This is a genomic window from Flavobacterium defluvii (assembly GCF_900129555.1).
GTDB lineage: Bacteria > Bacteroidota > Bacteroidia > Flavobacteriales > Flavobacteriaceae > Flavobacterium > Flavobacterium defluvii.
In genome coordinates, this window is record NZ_FQWC01000003.1 from 26165 (window position 1) to 51052 (window position 24888).

At 32.7% G+C, this 24888-nt stretch carries 23 protein-coding genes; 11 read left to right on the top strand and 12 right to left on the bottom strand.

The features are described 5' to 3' along the window. Positions 1-17: 17 nt before the first annotated feature. From BUC29_RS07755 to dusB, 10 genes are all read left to right on the top strand, one after another. Positions 18-614, top strand: coding sequence for a porin family protein (locus BUC29_RS07755; protein WP_073415025.1), 597 nt, complete (start codon positions 18-20; stop codon positions 612-614). Continuing rightward, positions 614-1228 (top strand): outer membrane beta-barrel protein, encoded by a 615-nt coding sequence (locus BUC29_RS07760; RefSeq protein ID WP_073415028.1) that lies wholly within the window; start codon positions 614-616, stop codon positions 1226-1228. The genes BUC29_RS07755 and BUC29_RS07760 overlap by 1 nt, the downstream gene beginning before the upstream one ends. A 7-nt stretch (positions 1229-1235) precedes the next feature. Further along, a complete protein-coding gene (locus tag BUC29_RS07765) occupies positions 1236-1607 on the top strand; it encodes an ApeI family dehydratase (RefSeq protein ID WP_073415031.1) in 372 nt (123 codons plus the stop codon). A 2-nt stretch (positions 1608-1609) separates the two neighbouring features. Beyond that, positions 1610-2095 carry a hypothetical protein gene (locus BUC29_RS07770; protein WP_073415034.1) on the top strand — a complete coding sequence of 162 codons (486 nt, stop codon included), beginning with the start codon at positions 1610-1612 and terminating at the stop codon, positions 2093-2095. 18 nt (positions 2096-2113) lie between these two features. Then, positions 2114-3301, top strand: a complete 1188-nt coding sequence (locus tag BUC29_RS07775; protein ID WP_073415036.1) for a DUF2062 domain-containing protein — start codon at positions 2114-2116, stop codon at positions 3299-3301. A 162-nt stretch (positions 3302-3463) separates the two neighbouring features. Further along, positions 3464-7144: a 1-acyl-sn-glycerol-3-phosphate acyltransferase gene (locus BUC29_RS07780; protein WP_073415038.1), complete on the top strand. Its 3681-nt coding sequence runs from the start codon at positions 3464-3466 to the stop codon at positions 7142-7144. Between the two features lies 1 nt (position 7145). Continuing rightward, complete coding sequence (locus BUC29_RS07785) at positions 7146-8663, top strand: phytoene desaturase family protein (RefSeq protein ID WP_073415040.1); 1518 nt, start codon at positions 7146-7148, stop codon at positions 8661-8663. A gap of 6 nt (positions 8664-8669) precedes the next feature. Then, positions 8670-10337: a C45 family autoproteolytic acyltransferase/hydrolase gene (locus BUC29_RS07790; protein WP_073415042.1), complete on the top strand. Its 1668-nt coding sequence runs from the start codon at positions 8670-8672 to the stop codon at positions 10335-10337. Further along, positions 10334-11623 (top strand): flexirubin biosynthesis putative acyl-CoA ligase FlxY, encoded by a 1290-nt coding sequence (locus BUC29_RS07795; RefSeq protein WP_073415044.1) that lies wholly within the window; start codon positions 10334-10336, stop codon positions 11621-11623. Before BUC29_RS07790 ends, BUC29_RS07795 begins: the two co-directional genes overlap by 4 nt. 150 nt (positions 11624-11773) lie before the next feature. Next, positions 11774-12766, top strand: coding sequence for a tRNA dihydrouridine synthase DusB (dusB, locus tag BUC29_RS07800; RefSeq protein WP_073415046.1), 993 nt, complete (start codon positions 11774-11776; stop codon positions 12764-12766). A 40-nt stretch (positions 12767-12806) separates the two neighbouring features. Here dusB and BUC29_RS07805 read toward each other — a convergent pair whose 3' ends face one another. The 5 genes from BUC29_RS07805 to rbfA all read right to left on the bottom strand — a co-directional run bounded on the left by BUC29_RS07805 (position 12807) and on the right by rbfA (position 16657). Continuing rightward, positions 12807-13082: a Txe/YoeB family addiction module toxin gene (locus BUC29_RS07805; RefSeq protein ID WP_073415048.1), complete on the bottom strand. Its 276-nt coding sequence runs from the start codon at positions 13080-13082 to the stop codon at positions 12807-12809. A gap of 10 nt (positions 13083-13092) precedes the next feature. Beyond that, a complete protein-coding gene (locus BUC29_RS07810) occupies positions 13093-13350 on the bottom strand; it encodes a type II toxin-antitoxin system Phd/YefM family antitoxin (protein WP_073415050.1) in 258 nt (85 codons plus the stop codon). Between the two features lie 115 nt (positions 13351-13465). After that, positions 13466-14893: an MATE family efflux transporter gene (locus BUC29_RS07815; RefSeq protein WP_073415052.1), complete on the bottom strand. Its 1428-nt coding sequence runs from the start codon at positions 14891-14893 to the stop codon at positions 13466-13468. Positions 14894-15063: 170 nt separating this feature from the next. Further along, complete coding sequence (locus BUC29_RS07820; protein WP_073415054.1) at positions 15064-16263, bottom strand: ABC transporter permease; 1200 nt, start codon at positions 16261-16263, stop codon at positions 15064-15066. A 1-nt stretch (position 16264) separates the two neighbouring features. Continuing rightward, positions 16265-16657, bottom strand: coding sequence for a 30S ribosome-binding factor RbfA (gene rbfA, locus BUC29_RS07825; RefSeq protein ID WP_057121824.1), 393 nt, complete (start codon positions 16655-16657; stop codon positions 16265-16267). 193 nt (positions 16658-16850) lie between these two features. Here rbfA and BUC29_RS07830 point away from each other — a divergent pair, with 193 nt between their 5' ends. Then, positions 16851-17270: a CBS domain-containing protein gene (locus tag BUC29_RS07830; protein WP_073415056.1), complete on the top strand. Its 420-nt coding sequence runs from the start codon at positions 16851-16853 to the stop codon at positions 17268-17270. A gap of 99 nt (positions 17271-17369) precedes the next feature. Here the strand turns inward: BUC29_RS07830 and BUC29_RS07835 are convergent, their stop codons facing one another. The 7 genes from BUC29_RS07835 to BUC29_RS07865 all read right to left on the bottom strand — a co-directional run bounded on the left by BUC29_RS07835 (position 17370) and on the right by BUC29_RS07865 (position 24402). Beyond that, positions 17370-18623, bottom strand: coding sequence for a murein hydrolase activator EnvC family protein (locus BUC29_RS07835; RefSeq protein ID WP_073415059.1), 1254 nt, complete (start codon positions 18621-18623; stop codon positions 17370-17372). Positions 18624-18647: 24 nt separating this feature from the next. Further along, complete coding sequence (locus tag BUC29_RS07840; RefSeq protein ID WP_073415061.1) at positions 18648-19427, bottom strand: lipoprotein insertase outer membrane protein LolB1; 780 nt, start codon at positions 19425-19427, stop codon at positions 18648-18650. Between the two features lie 12 nt (positions 19428-19439). Then, a complete protein-coding gene (locus tag BUC29_RS07845; protein ID WP_073415063.1) occupies positions 19440-20789 on the bottom strand; it encodes a tetratricopeptide repeat protein in 1350 nt (449 codons plus the stop codon). A 37-nt stretch (positions 20790-20826) separates the two neighbouring features. Then, positions 20827-21843 carry a sugar phosphate nucleotidyltransferase gene (locus tag BUC29_RS07850; RefSeq protein WP_073415065.1) on the bottom strand — a complete coding sequence of 339 codons (1017 nt, stop codon included), beginning with the start codon at positions 21841-21843 and terminating at the stop codon, positions 20827-20829. A 92-nt stretch (positions 21844-21935) separates the two neighbouring features. Then, positions 21936-22370: a dUTP diphosphatase gene (gene dut / locus BUC29_RS07855; protein WP_073415067.1), complete on the bottom strand. Its 435-nt coding sequence runs from the start codon at positions 22368-22370 to the stop codon at positions 21936-21938. Positions 22371-22401: 31 nt separating this feature from the next. Beyond that, positions 22402-23862 carry a lipopolysaccharide biosynthesis protein gene (locus tag BUC29_RS07860; RefSeq protein ID WP_073415967.1) on the bottom strand — a complete coding sequence of 487 codons (1461 nt, stop codon included), beginning with the start codon at positions 23860-23862 and terminating at the stop codon, positions 22402-22404. Between the two features lie 93 nt (positions 23863-23955). Further along, positions 23956-24402, bottom strand: a complete 447-nt coding sequence (locus tag BUC29_RS07865; protein ID WP_073415069.1) for a GNAT family N-acetyltransferase — start codon at positions 24400-24402, stop codon at positions 23956-23958. Between the last annotated feature and the right edge of the window lie 486 nt (positions 24403-24888).

Below are 24888 nucleotides of genomic sequence, written 5' to 3' on the forward strand. Positions count from 1 at the left end.
ATTAAACTAATCAAAAGATGAAAAAAATAACCTTAATTGCATTCGTTTTATGTATCGGTCTTGTAAAATCACAAGCACAGGTAAAAGTAAGTCCCGGACTAAGAGGCGGTTTAAATATCTCAACTTTAACCAATATTGATGATAATAGCTCTAAAACTGATTTTTATGTTGGAGGATTGGTAGATATTAAATTTAACCGATATTTTTCGCTTCAGCCTGAAATTACCTATTCAAGACAAGGTGATGAAGGAAGATATTTTGAAAACGGCCGCTATTATTCTGAAAAGTATGAATTAAATTACCTGACACTTGGCGCAGTTGCAAAATATCACTTTGGAGGAAAAGGTTTTCATGTTTTGGCAGGACCTTCTTTAGATATTAAAGTGGGTGATAACTATATAAACACAAATCCTGAAGGTTTTGACCTTGCCATTGTGGGAGGTGTAGGTTATACATTGCCAAATGGATTAACTTTTGAAGCCAGAATCAAACAAGGATTGATAGATATTTATGGTTATGACGGAATTGATAATAATAACGATTACTATTATGACGATGTTATCCTGAATCAGGTTTTTCAAATCGGAATCAGCTATACTTTTAAAGTAAAATAATGAAGCAAATAATTGTATTAACTTTTGTTTTATTTCTCGGAATCTTCATATCAAAAGCTCAGGCAACTTTTAACCCTGGTTTAAGAGGCGGTTTGAGCTTGTCGACTATTTCAGAAACTCATGCCAATTACAGACCGGATTTTTACATTGGTGGTTTTGGAGAAATAAACATATCGAAACGTTATTCGCTTCAGCCGGAAATAAATTATATCAGACAAGGTTCTAATAATGTTGCCCGAAACTTTATCGACCCAAATACGCAAACAGAAAGAGTTGTTTATCAGGATTTACAAATAAGTTATTTATCGATTGATTTAATTAACAAATTAAAATTTGGGCAAGGTTTAGAAGTACAGTTTGGACCGGCTCTGGATGTTCTTTTAAACGATAATTTAGCTTTTAGAAAAACTAATAATGATCTTTCGTTTATTACAGGTCTTGCTTATAAAATGCCTTCCGGACTTGGCTTTGAAATTCGATTTAAAAAAGGTCTTTTTGATGTTTTAGACAGCGATTATTATCATAATAATTCTAACGACTATTATTTTTTTGGAGACTATAATACTAATGTCAATTTTCAAATAGGAGTTACCTATTGCTTTGATGTGAAATAAATAAATTATGATTTTAAAAGACTTTTACAAAGTACTTTCGGAGGAGAAAACAGGCGATGCTAAATATAATTTTCGTATATTAGTTAATGCCAATCATGAGGTTTTTAAAGGTCATTTTCCTGGAAACCCGATAATGCCGGGCGTTTGCATGATTCAGATTATTAAGGAACTTTCTGAGTCAATCACAAAAAGTTCGTTGATTATACAAACACTTTCGAATGTAAAATTCATGGCATTAATTAATCCGGAGACAAATCCGGAACTTCGTTTAGAACTTGACATTACAACCACAGAAGATGATTTGGTAAAGGTGAAAAACACCACATATTTTAACGATATCACAGCTCTTAAATTGAGTAATGTGTATAAAAAATTATAATTATGAAATTACTATTGTCATTACTTTTATGGATAAATTTTGCCGGAATTCCAGATTTGGCTTCCATTCGCAAAATGTATACGGATGTTACAAAATCAGAAAACAATTCTAAAGAATTTATCGAAAAACTTTCCGGAGTTTCAAATAACGATGATAAAATTTTAGTGGCTTACAAAGCAGCTTCGATTTTATTAGATTCTAAATTTGAAAGTGTATTAGGAAACAAAATTTCGCGTTTTAAAGAAGGTGCAAAACTTTTGGAATCGACTATAAAAAGTGAACCTAATAATATCGAGATCCGAATGATTCGATTGAGTATTCAGGAAAATGTTCCCGGAATTACAGGTTATAGAAAAAATATTAAAGAAGATAAAAAATTCATCACAGCACATTATGCAGAGCAAAATGGCGCTTTGAAAGATTATCTAAAAGACTTTGTTTTGCAATCTAAAAGTTTCTCTGAAAAAGAGAAGCAGTTTGTAAAGTAAGCTCATGAAAAATTCTCAATGAAACCTATTTTATCAAGGCAGGAATTGCTCGATTCAACTTCTTTTTGTGTTATTGTGCCTACTTACAATAACCAGAAAACATTGAAAAAAGTGTTGGATTCTATTTTAGATTTCACTCAAAATATTATTATCGTCAACGATGGTTCGACAGACGAAACCAATGAGATTTTAAAACAATATTCGCAGCTTACTCAAATTCATCATCCTAAAAATTTAGGAAAAGGAAGAGCGCTGCGAAATGGTTTTAGAAAAGCTATCGAACTCCATTTTGAATACGCAATCACGATAGATTCTGACGGACAGCATTTTGCTTCTGATATTCCAAGTTTCATTTCAGCAATTCAGGAAGAACCCAATTCGCTTTTAATAGGAAGCCGAAACATGACGCAGGAAAATGTTCCGAAGAAAAGCAGTTTCGGAAACAAATTCTCGAATTTTTGGTTCAAATTTGAAACCGGAATTGAACTTCAGGATACACAATCTGGTTTTAGATTATATCCGCTTAAATTAATTCCGAAACGATTTTATACCAATAAATTTGAGTTTGAAATTGAAGTAATTGTTCGTTCGGCCTGGAAAGGAATTACAGTAAAAAATATTCCAATTCAGGTTTTGTATGATCCTGCAGAAAGAGTTTCACATTTTCGACCGTTCAGAGATTTTACCAGAATTAGTATTTTAAATACAGTTTTGGTAACCAATGCTTTATTGTATATTAAACCTCGCGATTTCTTTCGGCGAGCAAAAAAAAAAGGTTTTAAAAAGTTTTTTCTAGAAGATATTTTAGAAAGCAACGATTCTAATTTCACCAAATCTGCTTCGATTGCACTAGGCATTTTTATCGGAATTTCGCCTTTTTGGGGATTTCAAACCGTACTTCTTTTTACTTTTGCAGCTTTGTTCAGGCTCAATAAAGTAATCGCTTTTTTATCGTCAAATGTGAGTTTTCCGCCATTTATTCCGCTTGTAATCTACGGTTCTTTAAAAACAGGAAGCTTATTTATTTCGAGCGATGCCCCATTAATTTTAGATAGTTCGGCAACACTCGACGATATTCAAAAAAACGCTGCACAATATATCGTCGGAAGTCTTATTTTAGCAACCGTTTTAGCACTATCAGCTGGACTAATAAGTTATTTGCTTTTAAGCGCTTTTAGTTCTAAAAATAAATCGAATATTAAATAAGGTTTTGCCACAGATTATACGGATTAAAATGATTTTTACATCCAGTTGTCAGGCTGAGCGAAGTCGAAGCCCACGTCCAATTGGAACGCCCTTCGACTTCGCTCAGGGTGACAAACTAAAGCTAATTTTTTAATCTGTGACAAAAAAACAATATAAATAACCATGCATCAATACTTTTACGCCATTCATTTATTTGTAAACCGAAGAAAATCTCTGTCGGTTCTACTGGCTGTTTTGATGCTTTTAGTATTTGGATTTTTCGCTTCCCGAATCAAATTTGAGGAAGATATTACCAAACTTATTCCCACAAACGACAAAGCCGATGCCACGGCAAAAGTTTTAAAACAATTAAATTTTGCCGATAAAACAACTGTTATTTTCAAACTCGAAAAAAACGGTTCTGCCGAAGATTTAAAAGAAATGGCACAAGTCTTTTCTGACAGTGTTTCGAAATCCTGCAAACCTTATATAAGCGGAATTCAGGGCAAAATCGACGAAGAAAATATTCAGGAAACTATCGACTTTGTGTACAACAATCTGCCGCTTTTTCTGGAAAATAAAGATTATGCTTCAATTCAGGAAAAACTTCAGAAAGACAGTATTACTGCAACGGTTCAGGGAAATTATAAGTCGATTATTTCGCCTTCTGGATTTATTACCAAAGATTTTATTCTGCAGGATCCGCTTGGAATTTCTTTTATTGCTTTAAAAAAATTACAGCAATTGAATATTGGCGACGATTTTACGCTCGACAATGGATTTGTCATGACAAAGGACAAAAAGAAATTACTGCTTTTTATAACATCTGATATTGCATCGAGCGAAACCGAAAAAAACAGCATTTTTGCCGAAAAGCTAAAATCAATTCAGGAAAATTTAAATACGCGGTTTAAAGGAAAAACTTCTGTAAGTTATTTTGGTTCTGCTTTGATTGCTGCAGCGAATGCCAAACAAATCAAAAGCGACATTGTTTTGACAACGACAATTGCGATGTTTACTTTAATGCTGATTTTGATTTTGTTTTACAGAAAAATATTTATTCCGTTAATTATTTTTCTGCCAACCGTTTTCGGGGCTTTATTTGCCGTGGCATTTTTATATTTTGTAAAAGAACAAATTTCGGCTATTTCACTCGGAATTGGTTCTATTTTATTAGGAATCACGATCGATTATTCGCTTCACATTCTTACGCATTACAAACATAACAGCGACATCAAAACTTTGTACAAAGACATTACGATGCCGGTAATTATGAGCAGCTCTACAACTGCTGTTGCGTTTTTATGTCTGCTTTTTGTAAAATCTGATGCATTGAATGATCTCGGAATTTTTGCTGCTGTAATTGTTATGGCTTCGGCGATTTTCTCTCTTTTAATTGTACCGCATTTGTACAAACCAAAAGAAGACAATTTTGAACATAAGAAAAATGTAATCGACAAACTGGCTCATTTTTCATTTCATAACAATAAATTCTTAATTGGTTTTTGCGTTATCGTTACAGTAATCTGTTGTTTTACATACAACGATGTTGGTTTCAACAACGATTTGTCGCAGTTAAATTTTGTTCCAAAAGATATTAAAGCGGCCGAGAAACAACTGGAAGAAAGTACCAGCTTAACTTCAAAAACCATTTATGTTGCTTCTTACGGAAACAGCATGGAAGAAGTTTTGCAAAATAACAGCAGACTTTTTGACGATTTATCCAAAGAGAAAGAACAAAACAAAATATTGAATTTTAGTTCCGTTGGCGGAATTGTTCTTTCTGCGAAAGCGCAAAAAGAGAAAATTGCAAAATGGAAATCATTCTGGACTTCTGATAAAAAACAATTATTAAAGTCTCAATTAATTTCCGAAGGTTCAAAATTCGGCTTTAAGCCCAATACTTATTCTTTGTTTTTTGATCATTTAGATTTTGATTTCAAACCTATTTCTACAGAAGATTATTTAAAAGTTCAGGCTTTACAGCTGAAAGAATTTGTTACCGAAAAAAATGGTTTTTATACCATTTCGACTTTAGTTAAAGTTACGCCCCAGCAGCGCGATAAGTTTGTAAAATCAACTTCGGCAAAAGATAATCTGATTGCGATCGACCGCCAGCAGATGAACGAAACATTTTTCAGCACTTTAAAAACCGATTTTAATTCGCTTGTAAATTATTCTTTTATTGCCGTAATCCTGATTTTGTTTTTCTTTTTCAGAAGAATCGAATTGGTAATTATCAGCTGTATACCAATTGCTTTAACCGGAATTGTAACAGCAGGAATTATGGGTGTTTTTGGCATTCAAATGAACATTTTCAGTATGATTGTCTGCACTTTGATTTTTGGTCATGGTGTCGATTTTAGTATTTTCATGACAAGTGCTTTACAAAAAGAATATACCAACGGAAAGAACGAAATTGCAATTTACAGAACGTCGATTATTCTGGCTGTAATTACAACTATTTTAGGAATTGGCGCTATGATTTTTGCCAAACATCCGGCATTGCGTTCTATTTCTTCGGTTTCCTTAATCGGGGTTTTTGCGGCATTAATTATAACGTTCATTTTTTATCCTATTCTGTTTAAATTATTTTTATCAAACAGACCCAAAAAAGGAAATCCGCCATTTCAGTTACGCACTTTTTTATACGGTGTTATGTCATTTTTCTATTATGGTTTGGGCGGCATTTTAATGTCGATTTACAGTTTTACCATAATGCCGATTCTGCCGCTGAGTAAAAAAACAAAAATGAATGGTTTTAGATATGTGGTTTCAAAATACATGAAATCGGTTTTATATTCAAATCCTTTCATACACAAAAAAGTTGTTAATAATTTTAATGAAACGTTTGAAAAACCAGCCGTTATTATTGCCAATCATTCTTCATTTTTAGATATTTTATCGATCGGAATGCTGAGCCCGAAAATTATTTTTCTGGTAAGCGACTGGGTTTATAATTCTCCTATTTTTGGCGGTGTTGTTAGAAAAGCAGGTTTTTATCCCGTTTCTGAAGGTCTTGAAGGCGGCGTTGAACATTTGCGGAAAAAAGTAAACCAGGGTTATTCGTTAATGGTTTTTCCGGAAGGAACACGTTCTGAAAATAATGTTATTAAACGATTTCATAAAGGGGCTTTTTTCCTGGCCGAAGAATTTAAATTAGATATCGTTCCGGTTGTGATTCATGGCGCTTCGGAGTTAATTCCGAAAGGCGATTTTGTAATTCACGACGGAAATTTAACGGTTACCATTTTAGAAAGAATTACTCCGGAAAATACCTCTTTTGGAAATAATTATGCCGAGAGAACCAAGCAGATAAGTTTATTTTTTAAAAATGAATACCGCAAAATCCGTCAGAAGTTAGAAGGTCCGGATTATTTCAAAAAAATGCTTATAAACAGTTACGATTATAAAGAAATTGAAATTGGAAATTCTGTAAAAAAAGATCTAAAACAAAATTTAGAAACATATTTCAATCTGAATAAATACATTCATCCAAAATCTAAAATTTTACATCTTGGAAATGATTATGGTCAATTAGATGTTCTACTGGCTTTGCAGGAGCCTCAGCGAAAAATATTTTCATTTATAAATGATGAAGAAAATTTATTGGTTGCCAAAACAAATTATTTTCTAAAAAAGAGAAAAATATATTATCTCGATCAATTAGAATTGGCATTTGAAAATCATTACGAGGTTCTTTTAATTTCAGACGAAATTTATAAGAGTGAAATTGAGAAAATGATTTCAAATGTTTCTTCTGTGATTTTAATTAATTGTTCTTCATTAAAAAATCAAATCGTTAGTTTCGGTTTTGAAATTGTTTCAGAAGAAAATTCGATTGTCATATTAAATAAATTGTAAAATGAAAGCGCAGTACGATGTAGTTATTGCTGGCAGCGGTTTAGGCGGATTGGTTTCGTCTATAATTTTAGCTAAAGAAGGCTACAGCGTTTGTGTGCTCGAAAAGAACAATCAATACGGAGGAAATCTTCAGACTTTTGTGCGCGATAAAACCATTTTTGATACCGGAATTCACTATATCGGCGGACTGGATAAAGGTCAAAATCTGTATAAATATTTTAAATATATTGGCATTATCGATCAGCTGAATCTAAAAAAATTAGATGAAAACTGTTACGATATGATTTCTTTTGAAGACGATCAAAACGAATATCCGCATGCGCAGGGTTACGAAAATTTTGTTAGGCAATTATCTGCTTTTTTCCCTGAAGAAAAAGAAAATATCAAAAAATACTGTGCAGAACTGCAGACAACCTGCGATGCTTTTCCGCTTTATAATTTAAACTGGGAAGGAAAGTACGACAGCGAAATTCTGGCGTTAAATGCAAAAGAAAAAATTGATACGTTTACCAAAAATGAAAAACTAAAAGCCGTTTTGGCCGGGTCAAATTTCTTATATGCCGGAGTTCCGGATAAATCGCCTTTTTACGTTCATGCCCTTTCGGTAAACTCATATATGCAAAGTTCATGGCGATGTATAAATGGCGGAAGCCAGATTACCAAACAGCTTTTAAAACAGCTCAAAAAATACGGCGGCGAATTTTATAAATATAAAGAAGTCATTCGTTTTAATGTTGAAGAAAACAAAGTGATTTCAGTAGATTTAAAAGACAGAACACAAGTTTCGGGTTCTATTTTTATTTCGAATATCGAACCAAAAACTACTTTAAAATTAGCCGGAGAAGAAAATTTTAGAAAAGCATTTGTAAATAGAATTCAGGGTCTAGAAGATGTCATTTCGGCTTTTAGTTTGTATATCGTTTTTAAACCCAAAACCTTTAAATATATCAATCACAATTTTTATCATTTTAAAAAAAGTGATACTGTTTGGAACGCTCAGGAATACGATGAAAATTCCTGGCCAAAAAGTTATATGGCTTCTATGAACGCTTCTAAAAAAGAAGAAATCTGGGCCGAAGGCATGACTTTTCTAACGTATATGAAATATGAAGATGTTTTGCCCTGGGCAAATACTTTTAATACAACTGTCGAAGAAAATGACCGCGGTGAAAGTTATGAAGAATTCAAATCCAGAAAAGCGGCCAAATTTTTAGATGAAATCGAAATTAAATTTCCCGGAATCAGGGATTGTATAAAATCAATACACACTTCTACGCCGCTTTCGTATCGTGATTATATTGGTGGACATAATGGAAATATGTACGGTTATGTTAAGGATTCTAATAATCCGATGAAAACCATGATTCCCACAAAAACAAAATTGGATAATTTGTATCTTACGGGTCAAAGTATAAATATGCATGGCGTTTTGGGCGTAACAATTGGCGCCGTTTCAACTTGCTCAGAAATCGTCGGCAAAGAATATTTGATTAACAAAATCAACTCAGAATCTGAATAAAAAATCATGAAAAACCGAATTTTATTTTTTCTTTTTATCGGTTTCATAATATTGTTCGTTTCATGCGGAACATCAAAATCCATGCATCATAAGCCGAAACTTTCTGGCTATAATTCAGAGAAACCAATCGTTGTAAAAAAATCTGACTCGATTTTTGTCTCAGGAAAAAATTCTCTTTTAAAAAATAAACAAGGTCTTTGGGAATTGTATGCCGAAGGCGATCCGCTGGAAATTGGTTTAAATACAGGAGCGTTGACAGATTCGCTGCTAAAAAAACAGCAGCAGATTTTCTTCTCAAAAATAAAAGATTTTATTCCGTCTGGTTTTCAGCAGAGAATACTTCGTCAATTTTTAAAATGGTACAACCGAAAATTATATTTGAATGTACCGGAAGAATATCAAACGGAAATTTACGGCGTTTCTGAATATAGTTCTGATGAATTTAATTATATCGCACCAAAATACCAGCGTGGTTTATATCTTCATGGCGCACACGATATTGGGCACGCTTTGCAGGATTTGGCTTTGGTGGGCTGTTCGTCTTTTGCTGTTTGGAATGAAAAAACCGAAGACGGAAATTTAATTCTTGGTCGTAATTTTGATTTTTATGTAAATGACGCTTTCGCGGAAAATAAAATCATAGCGTTTATAAATCCGAAAGAAGGTTACAAATTTATGATGGTTACCTGGCCCGGAATGATTGGTGCGGTTTCCGGAATGAATCAGCAAGGATTAACGGTTACAATTAATGCATCAAAATCTAAAATTCCACTGATTGCAAAAACACCAATTTCTATTTTGACGCGTGAAATTTTACAGCACGCCAAAAATATAGACGAAGCAACTGCAATTGCAAAAAAAAGAAAAGTATTTGTTTCTGAATCTATTATGGTTGGAAGCGCCAATGATAATAAAGCTATTTTGATTGAAGTTTCGCCAAAAAAAATGGATGTTTACGATGTTTCAAATAACGATCAGTTAATTTGCTCGAATCATTTTCAGGGCGATGCTTTTAAAAATGATAAACGAAATCAGGAGCAGATTCTCAACAGTCATTCTGAATATCGTTTTGAAAGAATGGCAGAACTTTTAGCCGAAAACTCAAAAGTAAATCCAAAAATTGCTTCGCAAATTCTTCGAAATAAAAACGGGTTAAAAGATATTCCGCTTGGTTATGGTTCCGAAAAAGCCTTGAATCAGTTAATGGCACATCACGGGATTATTTTTGAGCCTAAAGAAAAATTGGTTTGGGTTTCGGCAAATCCGTATCAACTGGGCGAATTTGTCTGTTATGATTTGAATTGGATTTTTAATGAAAGAAAAAATGATTCGCTAATTTCTTTTCAAAAAGAAAATTTGAATATTGCCCAAGATCCGTTTTTAGAAACAATGGCTTTTTTAAATTATAAAAAGTTTAAAATTGAAGATCGCAAAATAGATTCATTTCTTGAAAATAAAGAAAAAATTTCTACAGAATTCATTCAAAATTATCAATCATTAAACCCTGATTATTGGGTTGTATATTATAAGGCAGGATTGTACTTTTACCAAATAAAAGATTTTCAGCAGGCAAAACTTAATTTTGAGAAAGCGTTGACGAAAGAAATTACAACATTGCCTGAAAAAGAAAAAATTGAAAAATATTTAAAAAAAATCAAAAGAAAGTTACAATGATTCCAGCAATAGAAAAAGATTCTTTAGAAGAAATTAAAATTTTTCAAGAAAAAAAACTTACTGAACTTTTAGAATATATAAGTAAAAATTCTCCTTTTTATAAAAGACTTTTTGCCGGACAAAATATTGACATTTCAAAAATTAAAACGCTTGAAGATTTACAATTTTTGCCTGTTACTACCAAAGAAGATTTACAACAATATAACGATGATTTTGTATGCGTTGCGCAAAATAAAATTATCGACTATGCCTCTACTTCCGGGACTTTAGGCGATCCGGTAACCTTTGGTTTAACTGATTCTGATCTTGACAGACTGGCTTATAACGAAGCCATTTCATTTGCCTGCGCCGGAATTGCCGACGGTGATGTTGTGCAGTTGATGACAACAATTGACAGAAAATTTATGGCTGGTCTGGCTTATTTTTTAGGTCTGAGAAAATTGAAAGTGGGGGTTATTCGTGTAGGTGCAGGAATTCCGGAAATGCAATGGGATTCGATTTTAAAATACAATCCGACTTATTTAATTACGGTTCCGTCATTCTTATTGAAGTTAATTGAATATGCTGAAATTCACGGAATCGATTATAATAATTCGAGTGTAAAAGGTGCAGTTTGCATTGGAGAATCTTTGCGCGATCAGGATTTTTCGATGAATACTTTATCTAAAAAAATTACTGATAAATGGAATATTAAGTTATTCTCGACTTATGCTTCTACTGAAATGAGTACTGCTTTTACCGAATGTGAACACGGCAACGGCGGTCATCATCATCCGGAATTAATTATAGTCGAAGTTTTGGATGAAAATAATATTCCTGTAAAAAATGGTGAATCGGGAGAACTTACTTTTACCACTTTAGGAATTGAAGCGATGCCTTTGCTTCGTTTTAAAACCGGCGATATTGTACAGCTGCATAATGAACCATGCGCGTGCGGAAGAAATACATTACGTGTCGGCCCGGTTATTGGCCGTAAAAAACAAATGATAAAATACAAAGGAACAACGCTTTATCCTCCAGCGATGAACGATGTTTTAAGCGGATTTGACAATATCGAAAACCATATTATCGAAATTTCTACAAACGAGTTGGGTACTGATGAAATCGTAATTAAAATTGCCGTTAAAAATCAAACACCAGAATTTTTACAGGAAATAAAAGACCACTTCAGAGCAAAATTACGAGTAACACCAAAAATAGAATTTGCTTCAAAAGAAGTTTTAAATCCCTTGGTTTTTAATCCAATGAGCCGAAAACCAATTCGGTTTTTTGATTATAGATCTTAGTATTAGGTACAAAGAGGCAAAGGTTCAGAGGGACAAAGGCTATGTAATTGCTTGATAAAAAAACCTTTGAACCTTTGTTGCTATGAACCTTTGAACCTCAATTTGGTACAAATTGAACTAAAAGTTGTAATTTTGCAAAAAATTACGAAGATGGTCAAGATTGGCAACATAGAATTACCAGAATTTCCTTTACTACTCGCACCGATGGAAGATGTTAGTGATCCGCCGTTTCGCAGATTATGCAAAACGCATGGTGCTGACATGATGTATTCTGAATTTATTTCTTCGGAAGGATTGATTCGTGACGCTATTAAAAGCCGCATGAAACTGGATATTTTTGATTACGAACGTCCTGTTGGAATTCAGATTTTTGGTGGTGATGAGGAAGCAATGGAAATGTCGTCTAAAATTGTTTCTACCGTAAAACCGGATTTAGTGGATATCAATTTCGGATGTCCGGTAAAAAAAGTCGTTTGCCGCGGAGCTGGAGCTGGAGTATTAAAAGATGTTGATTTGATGGTTCGCCTAACAAAAGCGGTTATCAAAGGAACTGATTTGCCTGTTACGGTAAAAACCCGTTTAGGCTGGGATGAAAATTCAATTAATATTGATGAAGTTGCTGAAAGGCTTCAAGATATTGGTGTTCAGGCTTTAACAATTCACGCTAGAACTCGTGCTCAAATGTACAAAGGCCATTCTGACTGGTCGCATATTGCACGTGTAAAAAACAACCCAAGAATTACAATGCCTATTTTCGGAAACGGCGATATCGACAGTCCGGAAAAAGCATTACATTATAAAAACGAATATGGAATTGACGGTATCATGATTGGTCGTGCTGCGATTGGGTATCCGTGGATTTTTAATGAAATCAAACACTATTTTAAAACTGGTGAGCACTTACCCGCTCCAACGGTTATTGATCGTGTTGAAGCTGCCAGAAACCACCTAAAATGGTCTATGGAATGGAAAGGCGAACGTTTAGGAATAGTAGAAATGCGTCGTCATTATACGAACTATTTCAAAGGAATTCATTCGTTTAAAGAATTCAAACAAAAACTGGTTACAACTGATGCCCCTGAAGATTTATTCGCAATTATGAAAGAGATTGAGCAGGTTTATGCAGGATATGAGTTTGTGTGATATAAAAAAACCTTCAATACTGAAGGTTTTTTTATATCCATTAATCATCATAATGAAATCGACATTGTATAATTATACATTTTTGATCGATTCCTTTTGTTCCTAATACTTTATAAACTAATCGATGTTCTCCATTAATTCTTCGAGACCAAAAACTTTTTAAATCATGTTTCAAAGGTTCTGGTTTTCCAATTCCTTTAAATGGGTTTTCTCTAATCGATTTAATTAATTCTTTTATTTTTAGTGCAGTATCTGTATCGTTTTCAATCCAATATTCAAACTCTTCCCATCCATTTTTTGTAAAACAAATATCCATATTGATTCTGTTATAATTCCTCTAAATTATAAGATGTCAATTTTCCACTTTCCATTTGTTCAATAGATTCTGAAAGTCTTTTTCTATTTGCCTTAGTGGATAATAAATGTTGCGTTTCCAATATAGAATTGTACTCTTTCATTGAAATTATTACAACAGCATCTTCTTCAGTATTTCTTGGAACAACAATTATTTCTGAGGATTCTGATACTTCATCAAAATAGTTTTTAATGTTTTTTCTTAATGTAGAGATTGTAATGGCTTTCATAATATAGTACTTTTAATTGTACATCCAAATGTACAACATTTTATTGGTTAAAAATTGTTTTGTAATTATTTAACTTTTTTATGCAAAAAAAGCCTTCGAAGGCCTTTTTGAAATATCATACTTGAACTCTTTTCCATTTTCCTCTTTTATAAAAAACAATCCCAGCGAGAGTAATTGCAGTTTCGGCAACGGGAATAGCAATAAAAACTCCTGTTGGTCCCATATTAAAATGCTTCGCTAAAACAAAAGCTAATGGAATTTGGAACAGCCAAAATCCAAAGAAATTAATTCCGGTTGGTGTCCAGGTATCTCCTGCTCCGTTGAAAGTATTGATCAAAACCATTCCGATTCCGTAGAAAATAAATCCAATACTCATGATCTGCAAAGCTTCTACTGCAATGGTTTTTACCATTTCATCGTTCGTAAAAAAGGAAATTATATATTGACCAAAACTTAATGTTATAATCATAATCGAAGCCATGAAAATTACATTGTACTTTGCTGTGGTATAAACTGATTTCTCGGCACGTTCAATTTGTTTAGCACCCAGATTTTGTCCCACTAGAGTTGCCGCAGCATTACTTAATCCCCAAGCCGGAAGTATGAAAAACATCATGATTCTCAATGCTGTCTGATAACCCGCAGAACCGTGATCACCTCCGGTTGTAGCTACTAATTGTGCTAAAAAAATCCAGCTGCAAGATGCAATTACGAATTGTAAAATTCCCGGTGCGGCAATTTTTACCAAAGCTTTTATCTGTTTAAAATCTGGAGCAAAATAGGCGATTTTGATTTTTAAAATTCCATTTCCGAAAAACAAATGATAAACCTGATATAAAAGTCCTATACTTCTTCCAAGAGTCGTTGCCAAAGCAGCACCAACTAATCCAAAAGCCGGAATTGGTCCTAGGCCATTAATTAAAATCGGACATAAAATAATATTACAAATATTGGCGATCCAAAGGCTTTTCATTGCAATTGCAGCATTTCCTGCTCCGCGGAAAATTCCGTTTATCAAAAACAAAAGCATAATGCATAAGCTGGAACCAATCATAATCTGTGTAAATCTGAAACCGTGCTCGGCAGCATTTACAGAAGCGCCCATTAAAAGCAGAATATCTTTTGCATAAATAATTCCGAAAATGCTCAATACACTATTAACTGCAAATGCTATAATGATAGCCTGCATTCCGGCTTTTGCGGCAGCGACTGGATCTTTTTCTCCAATACGTCTGGCTACGACAGCTGTTGCCGCCATGCTCATTCCTATCGCGAGAGAATATATAATGGTTAAAACTGATTCTGTTAAACCAACTGTCTGAATGGCAAAACTGCTGTGTTCTAAATGCCCAACGAAATATAAATCGACCAAAGCAAAAACTGATTCCATCATCATTTCTAAAACCATCGGAATGGCTAATAGAATTACAGCTTTTTTTATACTTCCGGCAGTATAATCAAATGATTCGTCGCCTTTTAAGGCTTGTTTTAAAGTGGTAAAAAATTTAGAAAAAAAACTTTTTTGTATAGTTGTTTCTGTCATGATATGTTAGGATAAATGATAAAATTGTCCAGTTGGAGAATCTGAACTGAAAAAATAAAAACGTAAGTATCCTAATTATTCTAAAAAATAAAATTAGGATTAGGCAGAAACAATCATATGCTGTAGATTTTCAAGGCGGTAAATATAAGTAATATTTTGAAAGAAAATATTTAATCTAACAATTTTTTACTTACACGACTGCTTGCAATTAAGGAAGCTATAAATCCAAGCGAAACAATTGTTGCCATTACAATTAAAACATTTTCGAGTGTAAAAACAACCGGATAAGCCAGGGTTGGCGTGATCATAATTAATTCGAATTGCTGCTGCAGAATTACCAGAATAATTCCTAAAGTCAAACCAATTAGACCTCCAAAAATACTTAGCAGAGTTCCCTGCAGCAAAAAGATTCTTCTAAGACTATTAATTTCTGTTCCAAGATTAAAAAGAGTTTTAAGATTTCCTTTTTTATCCAAAATCATCATAATCAAAGCACCGATTAAATTAAAAAGTGCTACAATAATCACAAGTGTAAAAATGAGATACACCGCAATATTTTCGGTATTGAGCATTTTGTATAAAGACTCGTTTAATTGTGCTCTATTCTTTAAAGTAATTTTGTTATTGAAAATTTTTTGAAGCTTTGCTTTTACTGCATTTTCATCTGTGTTGTCTTTAAGATGAAATTCAATTCCAGAAATCTGATTCGGTTTATACATCAATAATTCCTGAGTTAAACCTAAATCTGCAAATACATATTTTGAATCTAAATCTTCACTGATAGAGTAAATTCCAACTGGGAGAACATCCGTTTTATTAAATGCTTCTTCCGGATTTTCGATTGCTCCTTTTCCTGGTTTGGGAGCATATATTTGCAAAGGATTTTCAAAATCCAGAATTCCAAGAGAGAAATCCTGTGCAATCCCGTAACCAATGACAACCTGATAAGAATCTGGTCGCAGCCATTGTCCGTTGAAAAGCTTTTTTTTAATATCATTTACAACAGGATATACACTATCAACTCCTTTTAAGTACGTTACGTGCTGTTTATCTTTGAACATAAATAAAACACGTTCTTCGATAATTTTGGTGTAAGATGCAACACCTGTTATTTTTTTTATTTCCTGTTCTTGTGGCGGAGTAATAAAAAATGATTTTCCTAATGTACTGGTCATTTTTAAGTCGGGATCGATCTCGTTTGTGAACGAGAGGCTAAAAACTTTTAATCCGCTAAAAACAGATAAAACCACAAACAAAGCCATTGTTCCAACAATGATTCCCATGCTGGCAATGTAATTAATAATATTAATAGCGTTGTTTTTACTTCGGCTAAAAATATAACGTTTGGCTATGTAAAATGGGAAATTCAAATTATGATTTTCTTCTTTTTTCTAAAAGATCACGGTTTTCTATTGGGTTTTCTTTTCCTGCTAATGCATTGTCAATTTTCTCAATATAATCTAAAGAGTCATCGATAAAGAAAACTAAATTTGGCACACGGCGCAATTGCAAACGAACGCGCTGTGATAAATCATGTTTAATTAAAGTGGTATTTGATTTTATTCCTTCTAAAGTTTCTTTTGCTTTTTCTTGTGGAAAAATGCTTAAATATACTGTTGCCACAGATAAATCTGAGGTTACACTAACTTTGGATACTGAAATTACCAAATTGCTAACTCCGTTTTTTCTCACTTCACCTTGCAGAATATCAACCAGATCTTTCTGAATTACACTGCCTATTTTTTTCTGTCTATTTGTTTCCATAGTGCAAAAATACTATTTTAAATTCAATCGATGCAATTTCAAATTAAGTAACCAATTATTATTGAAACTTAACTTTTCTTTTTCAAAAAATTTATATAGCTTAAACTTTTTAATTCCTTTGAAAGCTGATAAAGATCATATTAATCATCAGAATATTTTTACACATTTGATGTAAATATAAAACTGATCTATTATGAAAAAAAGAGAACCAATTAGTCATATTATGACTAAAACTGTAGTAACTGTAAATCAAAATGATGATTTAAGAAAAGTAGTAGAAAAACTAAAATCGAATTCGATTCGACATCTTCCTGTTGTAAACGGAAAAGAGGTTGTGGGAATTATAAGCCGTACCGATATTAATCGTCTTACTTTTGGTGCTTTATTTGACGGGCAGGACGGTATGGATGAAGCAATACTGGACATGCTGACAATTCCTCAGGTTATGACATCAAAACCTAAAACCCTGCCTTCTGATACAATTATTAAAGACTTGGCATCGATATTTGTAAAAGAAGAATTCCATGCATTGCCCGTTGTGGATAATGGAGAATTGAAAGGAATTGTAACAACAACGGATGTTATTAAATATTTTTTAGAACAATATGATTAGTCCCAATCCAATATTAAAATAGTGTATCGAGACTATCCCTGTTTTTAATTATGAATACATTTGATTCATAAAAAAGGGAGCTTTTAAGCTCCCTTTTCTTTATCTATTTTGTAACCAATTTTCCGGATCGGTATTGGTTGTGTTTTGAAGAATCAAAAATTTAATAACCGTTTTTCCGGTATCACCGCTGGTTCTTACTTTTCCAATGTTTTGTTTTATCGAAACTTTTTCTCCTTTGCTTACAAATACTTTACTCAGGTTTTGATAAACACTAAAGTAGTCTCCATGTTGAATCATTACTACCGTATTCACCGGAGATAAAACCATAACACTAAAAACTTCGCCCGCAAAAACAGCTCTTGCATTTGCACCATCTTCAGTCGTAATCTCAACTCCAGAATTGTGTACCGAAATTGAAGGATATAATGGGTGAGGCTGATCTCCGTATCCTAATGAAATAAATCCTTTTTCTACAGGCCAAGGCAGTCTTCCTTTGTTTGCTTTAAAATCAGCAGCCAAAACTTTATCTTCTGGAGTCAGAACAATTTTAGAAGATGAAACCGGAGCTTTTGGAGCTGTTGATCCTGGATTTTCTTTTGCTTTTTCGGCCGCTGCTTTTCTGTTTGCTTCGGCAATTGCTTCACGAATCAAACGATCAATTTGTCTATCGATTCTTTTTGATTCGCTTTGTTTTGCTTTAATATCAGCAGCAATTCTGTTTTTATCTTTTTTAATAGAGTTAACCAGTTTTTGCTGTTCTTTTTTCTCTACTTCTAAACTTTGTTTTTCTTTTTGATTTTCGGCAATGATTTTTTTCTTAACCTGTCTTTGTCCGTCAAGTTTTGCATTAAAATCAACCAATTGTGCACTTTTTTCCTGAATTTCTAAACCTTGGTTTTTTCTAAAAGCTGTATATTGTTTTAAATATTGTGCTCTTTTATAGGCTTGTAAAAAACTTTCTGAAGACAAAATAAACATTGCCCTGCTTTGTTCTGAACGGCTTTTATATGATTTTAAGATCATTTTGGCATAATCTTCCTTTAATACGGCCAGTTCTTTTTTTAGTTTATTAACCTTCACTTGATTAATATACATATCATTGCTAAGGATTCTTTCCTGTTTTGCCGTAGTATTAATTAGTTTCTCTTTTAGCTTGATTTTATTTGCCTGAATCAAATATTCGTTTACAGCTGATTTTTCTTTTTTTCTTACAGACTGCAGCATTTTTTCATTGTCTTTAATTTCCTGAAGAATCTGCGCTTTGCGCTGTTCAAGTTTTTCTTGCTGCGAATCTTGTGCCCAGACAAAAGTCGTGGCGCAAACAAAAATTAGGCTTAGGAGAAATTTTGGCATCTTTCTATTTTTCTTTTTGCAAATTTACTTAATTAAAACTTTTTTATAACCGCTTGGCACGCTATACGGAAAAGAAAGTTCTTCGTTAAATGAGATATTGTTATAATTCAAATTAATATTGGTTTTTCCTTTTGGCTGAACGGCATTAATTATCAGCGTTGTTGGAATTGTTCCCTGATTGAACGTTTTTATATCAGAATAATTGATTTCTAAATTTATGTTTTCAGCCGGCTGAGAAATTTCTTCTTTTTGTACTAAATATTTTTCAGGATCTAAATAAAATACTTTTTGAATCTTTTGACTTTTTTGATCCTCTAAACGGAAAAGATTTTCTACAATTGTCTGCGTATATTCTCCTTTTCTTAAATCATCAAAAGCTTCTCCAATTAATAAATTCTGAACTTTATTATAATCCAATTCAGTTCCTAACCATTCGCTTAAACTGGTAAAATCTCCTTCGTAATAAGTACCTTTTATTTTCTCATAATAACTTACCGTTGTAGGAGTTATCAAAGCTTTTGCCATTGTTATTCCAAGAAATCTAACGCTTATTAAAATTTGTTTGTCTTTCTCGATTTTTATATCGGCGGTAACATTTTGACTTTGTTTTTCGTCTTCATATTTTGCGCTCGCTTTTATATTTAAGGTCGAAAAATCTAATTTATTTTCGTAATGCTTTTCAATTGCTTTGTTATCTTTTTTAGCAATAACTTCGGTAGTAGTATTGTTCTGAACTGCGACGGCTTTTGATTTACACGAAACAACAAAGGCTGATAGTAATACTATTATTATATATTTTTTCATCTTAATTTCTCCTTATTTCTTTTGTTTTAATAATTCATTTGCCTTCAAAAAGTATTCCTCTTTTTTCTTGGCGTCTCCTAACCCATTGTATGCCTCACCTAATTGAATATTAAAATTTGCTTCCAGTTTCTTATCATCAACAACATAATCAAGTCCCATTTCTAAAACGGTTTTTGCATTTTTAAATTGCTGTAACTGGTTGCTTCCTAATCCTGCATAATAATAAAACTGCGGCTGACTTGGATAAATTTCTATCATCGTCATCGCTCTTTTTGTCATTGGCGTAAATTGTTTTGCCTGAGTATAAGCTTCAAGCAAAAGCAGATTTGTTTCAAGATCAGTATCTGAATTGGTCATTAAATCTTTTTCATAATATTTAATAGCGTTTTCAAACTGATTTTTACTGTGATAAAATTTTCCTATTTCTTTTGCAACATCAACTTCTTTATCATTATCAAAATACGAAATGGCTTTTTCTAAATCCGGAGCATACTGTGGATTTTTATTTACATAAATCAGAAACTCATTTAGCGTTCTGTGCTTAATTTTCGAATCAATTTTTGAACTTGACAAAATTACATTCATCGCTTTAATTGCTTTGTCTACCTGATTTGCATCTAAATATCCTTTGAACAAACTTACCTGCGCCCATTCAGAATTTGGAATTTCTTTTGCCAGTTGTTTTGCAATATCCAGAACCTTATCTGTTTCTTCAGATTTTGAATATAAAAAAATCAGATTTACATAATTTGATTCTTCTTTTGGATTCTTTTTAATCTGATCAATCAAGTTCAAAATTTCAGCATTTTGATATTTACCCTGAGATAAAATCTGCAGTTTATATCTGTCCCGATCTTCAGATTTTCCGAATTTATCGTTCATTTCATTAATCGCAACCAATGCTTTATCGTATTGGTTTGTAAGCATGTATAAAGAAATCAAATCGTCTTTGTATTCTTCGTCAAAAACAATAATTTTCTGAATTGTTTCTATCGCCAAAGGATAATTTTTGGTTTCGTAACTTACATCATAAATGCCTAACCAATACCATTTATTTTTTGGATTTAACTCTGTGGCTTTTTCAAATGCATTTTGAGCATTTTGATATTCTTTAAGAGAAAGATAATTTTTTCCCAATTCAAAATAAGCGACTGCATCAGAAGGTTTTATCTTAATACATTTTTCTAAAGATGCTATGGCTTTATCGTAATTTTCGATTCCTTTTTGTTTTAAAGATTCATAAAAAGCATCTTGATAATCATCAGGTGCCAAAGCAATATCTTCAGGTTCTGTCTGTGCAAAAACCGAAGCTGAATTGCTAAAAAAAGCAAAAAATAAAATTATCAAAATACCTTTTTTCATCTTTTGTAGTTTCATTTATTTTAAAAATGAATCTTTTTTATTCTAAAACTGAATAATCGCCAATGCTGATACTTGTGAATTTTCCATCATAAACAACATGATTTCCAATCATAGCATTATCTAAGTTAGCGTTTTTTATTTGAGAATTTGTTTGTATTAAGCTATTTTTAATAAAACTATCCGTTACGTGACAACCTTTTCCTATCGAAACATTTGGCCCAACGGTTGTGTTTTTTAAGACTACATTTTCTCCAATATAACATGGCGGAATAATTGTTGAATTTTCCAACGTTACATTATAATCAACTAAATGTTCTCCGTCGTTATGCAAAAATCCTAACATTCTGCTGTTGGTTTCTACCGTAACATCTTTGTTTCCGCAATCCATCCATTCGTCAACACTTCCGGTTTTGAAAACTTTTCCGTTTGCCATCATAGCTTTGATTCCGTCATTGATTTGGTATTCGCCACCGTTTTGAATGTTATTATCTAAAACTCCCTGTAGCTCTTTTTTAAGATCTCTAACTTCTTTGAAATAATAAATTCCGATAACGGCTAAATCACTTACGAATTCTTTTGGTTTTTCAACCAATTCTATAATTTCATTATTCTGATTTAATTTTACAACACCAAATGCTTCTGGCTGATTTACTTGTTTTACCCAGATCACAGCATCGGCAGATGGATCAAGTTCAAAATCGGCTCTGATTAAAGTATCCGCATAAGCGATAACTGCTGGTCCAGACAAAGATTCTTTTGCACACATAATAGCATGACCAGTTCCTAATGGCTGATCTTGACGATATATTGAAGCTTTTGCTCCCAAACCTTTTGCTAAGTCCTGAAGACTTTCGACAACATCATCTCCAAAAAATGCTTCATCACCAAGAACAAAAGCAACTTCTTCAATTGGTTGTTTTAATATTTTTGCGATATCTTCTACTAAACGGTGTACAATTGATTTTCCCGCAACCGGAATTAATGGTTTTGGAACTGTTAATGTATGTGGACGAAGTCTTGATCCGCGACCCGCCATTGGAACGATTATTTTCATGTAATTCTATTTTATGTGTGAAGATTAAAAAAATCTCCTGTTTGGTTAGTTCAAGTTTTTAAATATAAAAGTAATGTAACTCTGACTGACAACTATTTTACTCCTGTACTACCAAATCCGCCGGCTCCTCTTGAAGTTTCTGTAAGTTCTTCAACCTCAATCCATTCTGCTCTTTCGTGTTTGGCAATAATCAACTGTGCAATTCTTTCTCCGTTTTCAATTATAAAATCCTCATTTGATAAATTTACCAAAATCACACCTATTTCACCTCTATAATCAGCATCGACTGTTCCAGGAGAATTTAAAACGGTAACTCCTTTTTTTGCAGCCAGTCCGCTTCTTGGTCTTACTTGTGCTTCGTAACCAATTGGCAATTCAATAAAAAGTCCCGTTTTTACAATTGTTCTTTCTAATGGTTTTAACGTAATTGGTTCAGAAATATTGGCACGCAAATCCATTCCTGCTGATGCAATAGTTTCGTAATTTGGTAAATCGTGTTGTGATTTATTAATAATTTGAATTTTCATTTTTTATTTAAAAGATTTAAAAAAAGCACATTTACTTTCTATTCATAATTCCTTTGATAGTGTCTTTTTCGTTGTAGTAAACAAAATACATAAAAGCTAATAATAATGGGATTCCAACAAAGTAATTTTCTCTAAATCCATAAAATGAAATAGCCGAAAATAAAATCGAAATTCCTAGATATGCACCAATTTTGTTCATATCATAAGGTATAGGATAAAATCTGTTTCCCATAACATATGAAATTAACATCATACTTCCGTAAGCAGAAATTGTGGCAATGGCAGACCCATAGTAACTATATTTTGGGATTAAAAAGTAATTTAAAATTAATGTTACAATTGCTCCAACTATTGAAATATAGGCTCCAATTTTTGTTTTGTCTGTTAGTTTATACCAAACCGATAAGTTATTGTAAATTCCTAAAAAGAAATTGGCCAAAATAATTAATGGTACAACTTTCATTGCTTCCCAGTAGGATTTATTATCCAGTAAGAGATATTTAAGTACATCTGCAAAAACGATTACTCCTAATAAAATCAATGAGCCAAAAATCACAAAGTATTTTGTAATTACAGCATAGGTTTGTGGTGCTTTTTCATTTTTGGCATGACTGAAAAAGAAAGGTTCAATTCCTAATCTAAAAGCAGTGGCAAACAGAACCATAAATAATCCAAGCTTGTAACACGCTGAATATGCTCCAACTTCTGACTTTGCCATATTTTCGGGCAATAAATATCCTAATAAGATTTTATCAAAATGTTCATTAACCGCAAATGCAAGTCCGGCAACTAAAATTGGCAGACCGTATTTCATCATTTTTTTCCAAAGTACAGGATCGAATTTTCTTCCCAGCGAAAGATAATTTGGAGACAATACAATAAATGTTGCTAAGCTAGCCAGTAAATTGGCAATGAAAATATAAGCAATCTGGAAGTTTTCTACGTATAAATTATCCCAAACTGAATTAGGATTTGATGCGGCCAGTTTTGGCAGATACATTAAAAAGAAGATGTTCAGTAATAAATTGATTACTACATTTCCTATTTTAATAGCTGCATAAACCATTGGTCTTTGGTTGGCTCTTAATTTAGAAAACGGAACTAAAACCAATGCATCTAAAACTAAAATCCAAACAGAATACGTAATATATTGTGCATCGACTTCGGCCCAGTTTGCAAGAGTATTTCTGAATATTAATGCCGCAAATAAAAATCCTATAGACGACCAGAATATCGATATTGTAGATGTTGCGATAACATTTTTTTTGTCTTCTTCGGCGCTGTAAAATCTAAAAAATGCAGTTTCCATTCCGTAAGAAAGTACTACGTTGAAGAAAACCATCCAAGACAAAACAATTGAAACTTCGCCATATTCGGCCGTAGGCAAAATACCCGTATATAATCTGACCAATAAAAAACTGAGCATTCGTGGTAAAACGGTTGCCAGTCCATAAATTGCAGTCTGCTTGAATAGATTTTTATATAATCCCAAAATAATTAATAATAAAGTTCGTGAAACAAAAATAACCAATTCTTTGGTTTATTAGTGAATTTGGAGGTTCAATAAAGAAACTTAGTGAGAATTTTAACGCGTAAATTTGTTTTCATCTAAAACTTTTACAAAATGAAAACCTTTTGGATTGTATCCCTGATTATAATAAAATCGATGTGCTCCAAAATTTCCTGTAAAAGCATCCAAAACAATACTGCTGCATCCTAGATCGAGAGCTTTTTGTTCTACATAATCGGTTAACATTTTTCCAATTCCCTTAGAACGATATTCTGGATTTACTACAAAATTGTCGATTTCAAGATATTTACCTGTCCATAACTTAGTTGCAGACCAACAGCCTGTTATTCCTAAACAAGTATTGCTTTCAAAAACAGCAATTTGCGTATAGTTGTGTGGCAGCATTTCAGAAAGAAATGATTTATATTTTTCTAAAGATATATTTGGATAAAGAAATCTGATGGTCTCAATTTGTGCCAGCATTTCTTCAAGTGTAGTAAGTTCTAGTGTTTTTAAAGTCATTGTAATCAAAATAGAATTCAAAAATAAGCAAACTTTTTATAGCTTATTGCATAATTTTTAAAGAGGCACATGTGAAATATATAAATTAAAGCTAAAAATTATGTAACTTTTTTTAGAACGTATTTTCTTAAATTTGTTTCACAGGGATTGAGAAAGCTAGATACAACCCTTATAAAAAAGGAAGCACTGGGACTAATAAAGCTTGTTTGTTCCCATAAAAGACAAAGCACAAGGGATTGATTCTGCTGTATTGTAACCCTAAAAAAAAACAGAGCATTGGGACTGATAAAGCTAGTTTGTTCCCATAAAAGACAAAGCACAGGGATTGATTCTGCTGAAATGTAACCCTTAAAAAAACAGAGCATTGGGATTGATAAAGCTAGTTTGTTCCCATGAAAGACAAAGCAACAGAGTGATAAAATCTGTGTCAATAATTTTATAAAATGGTATGGATTCTCAATTTTGGGTAAGTTGAGAATCACCATT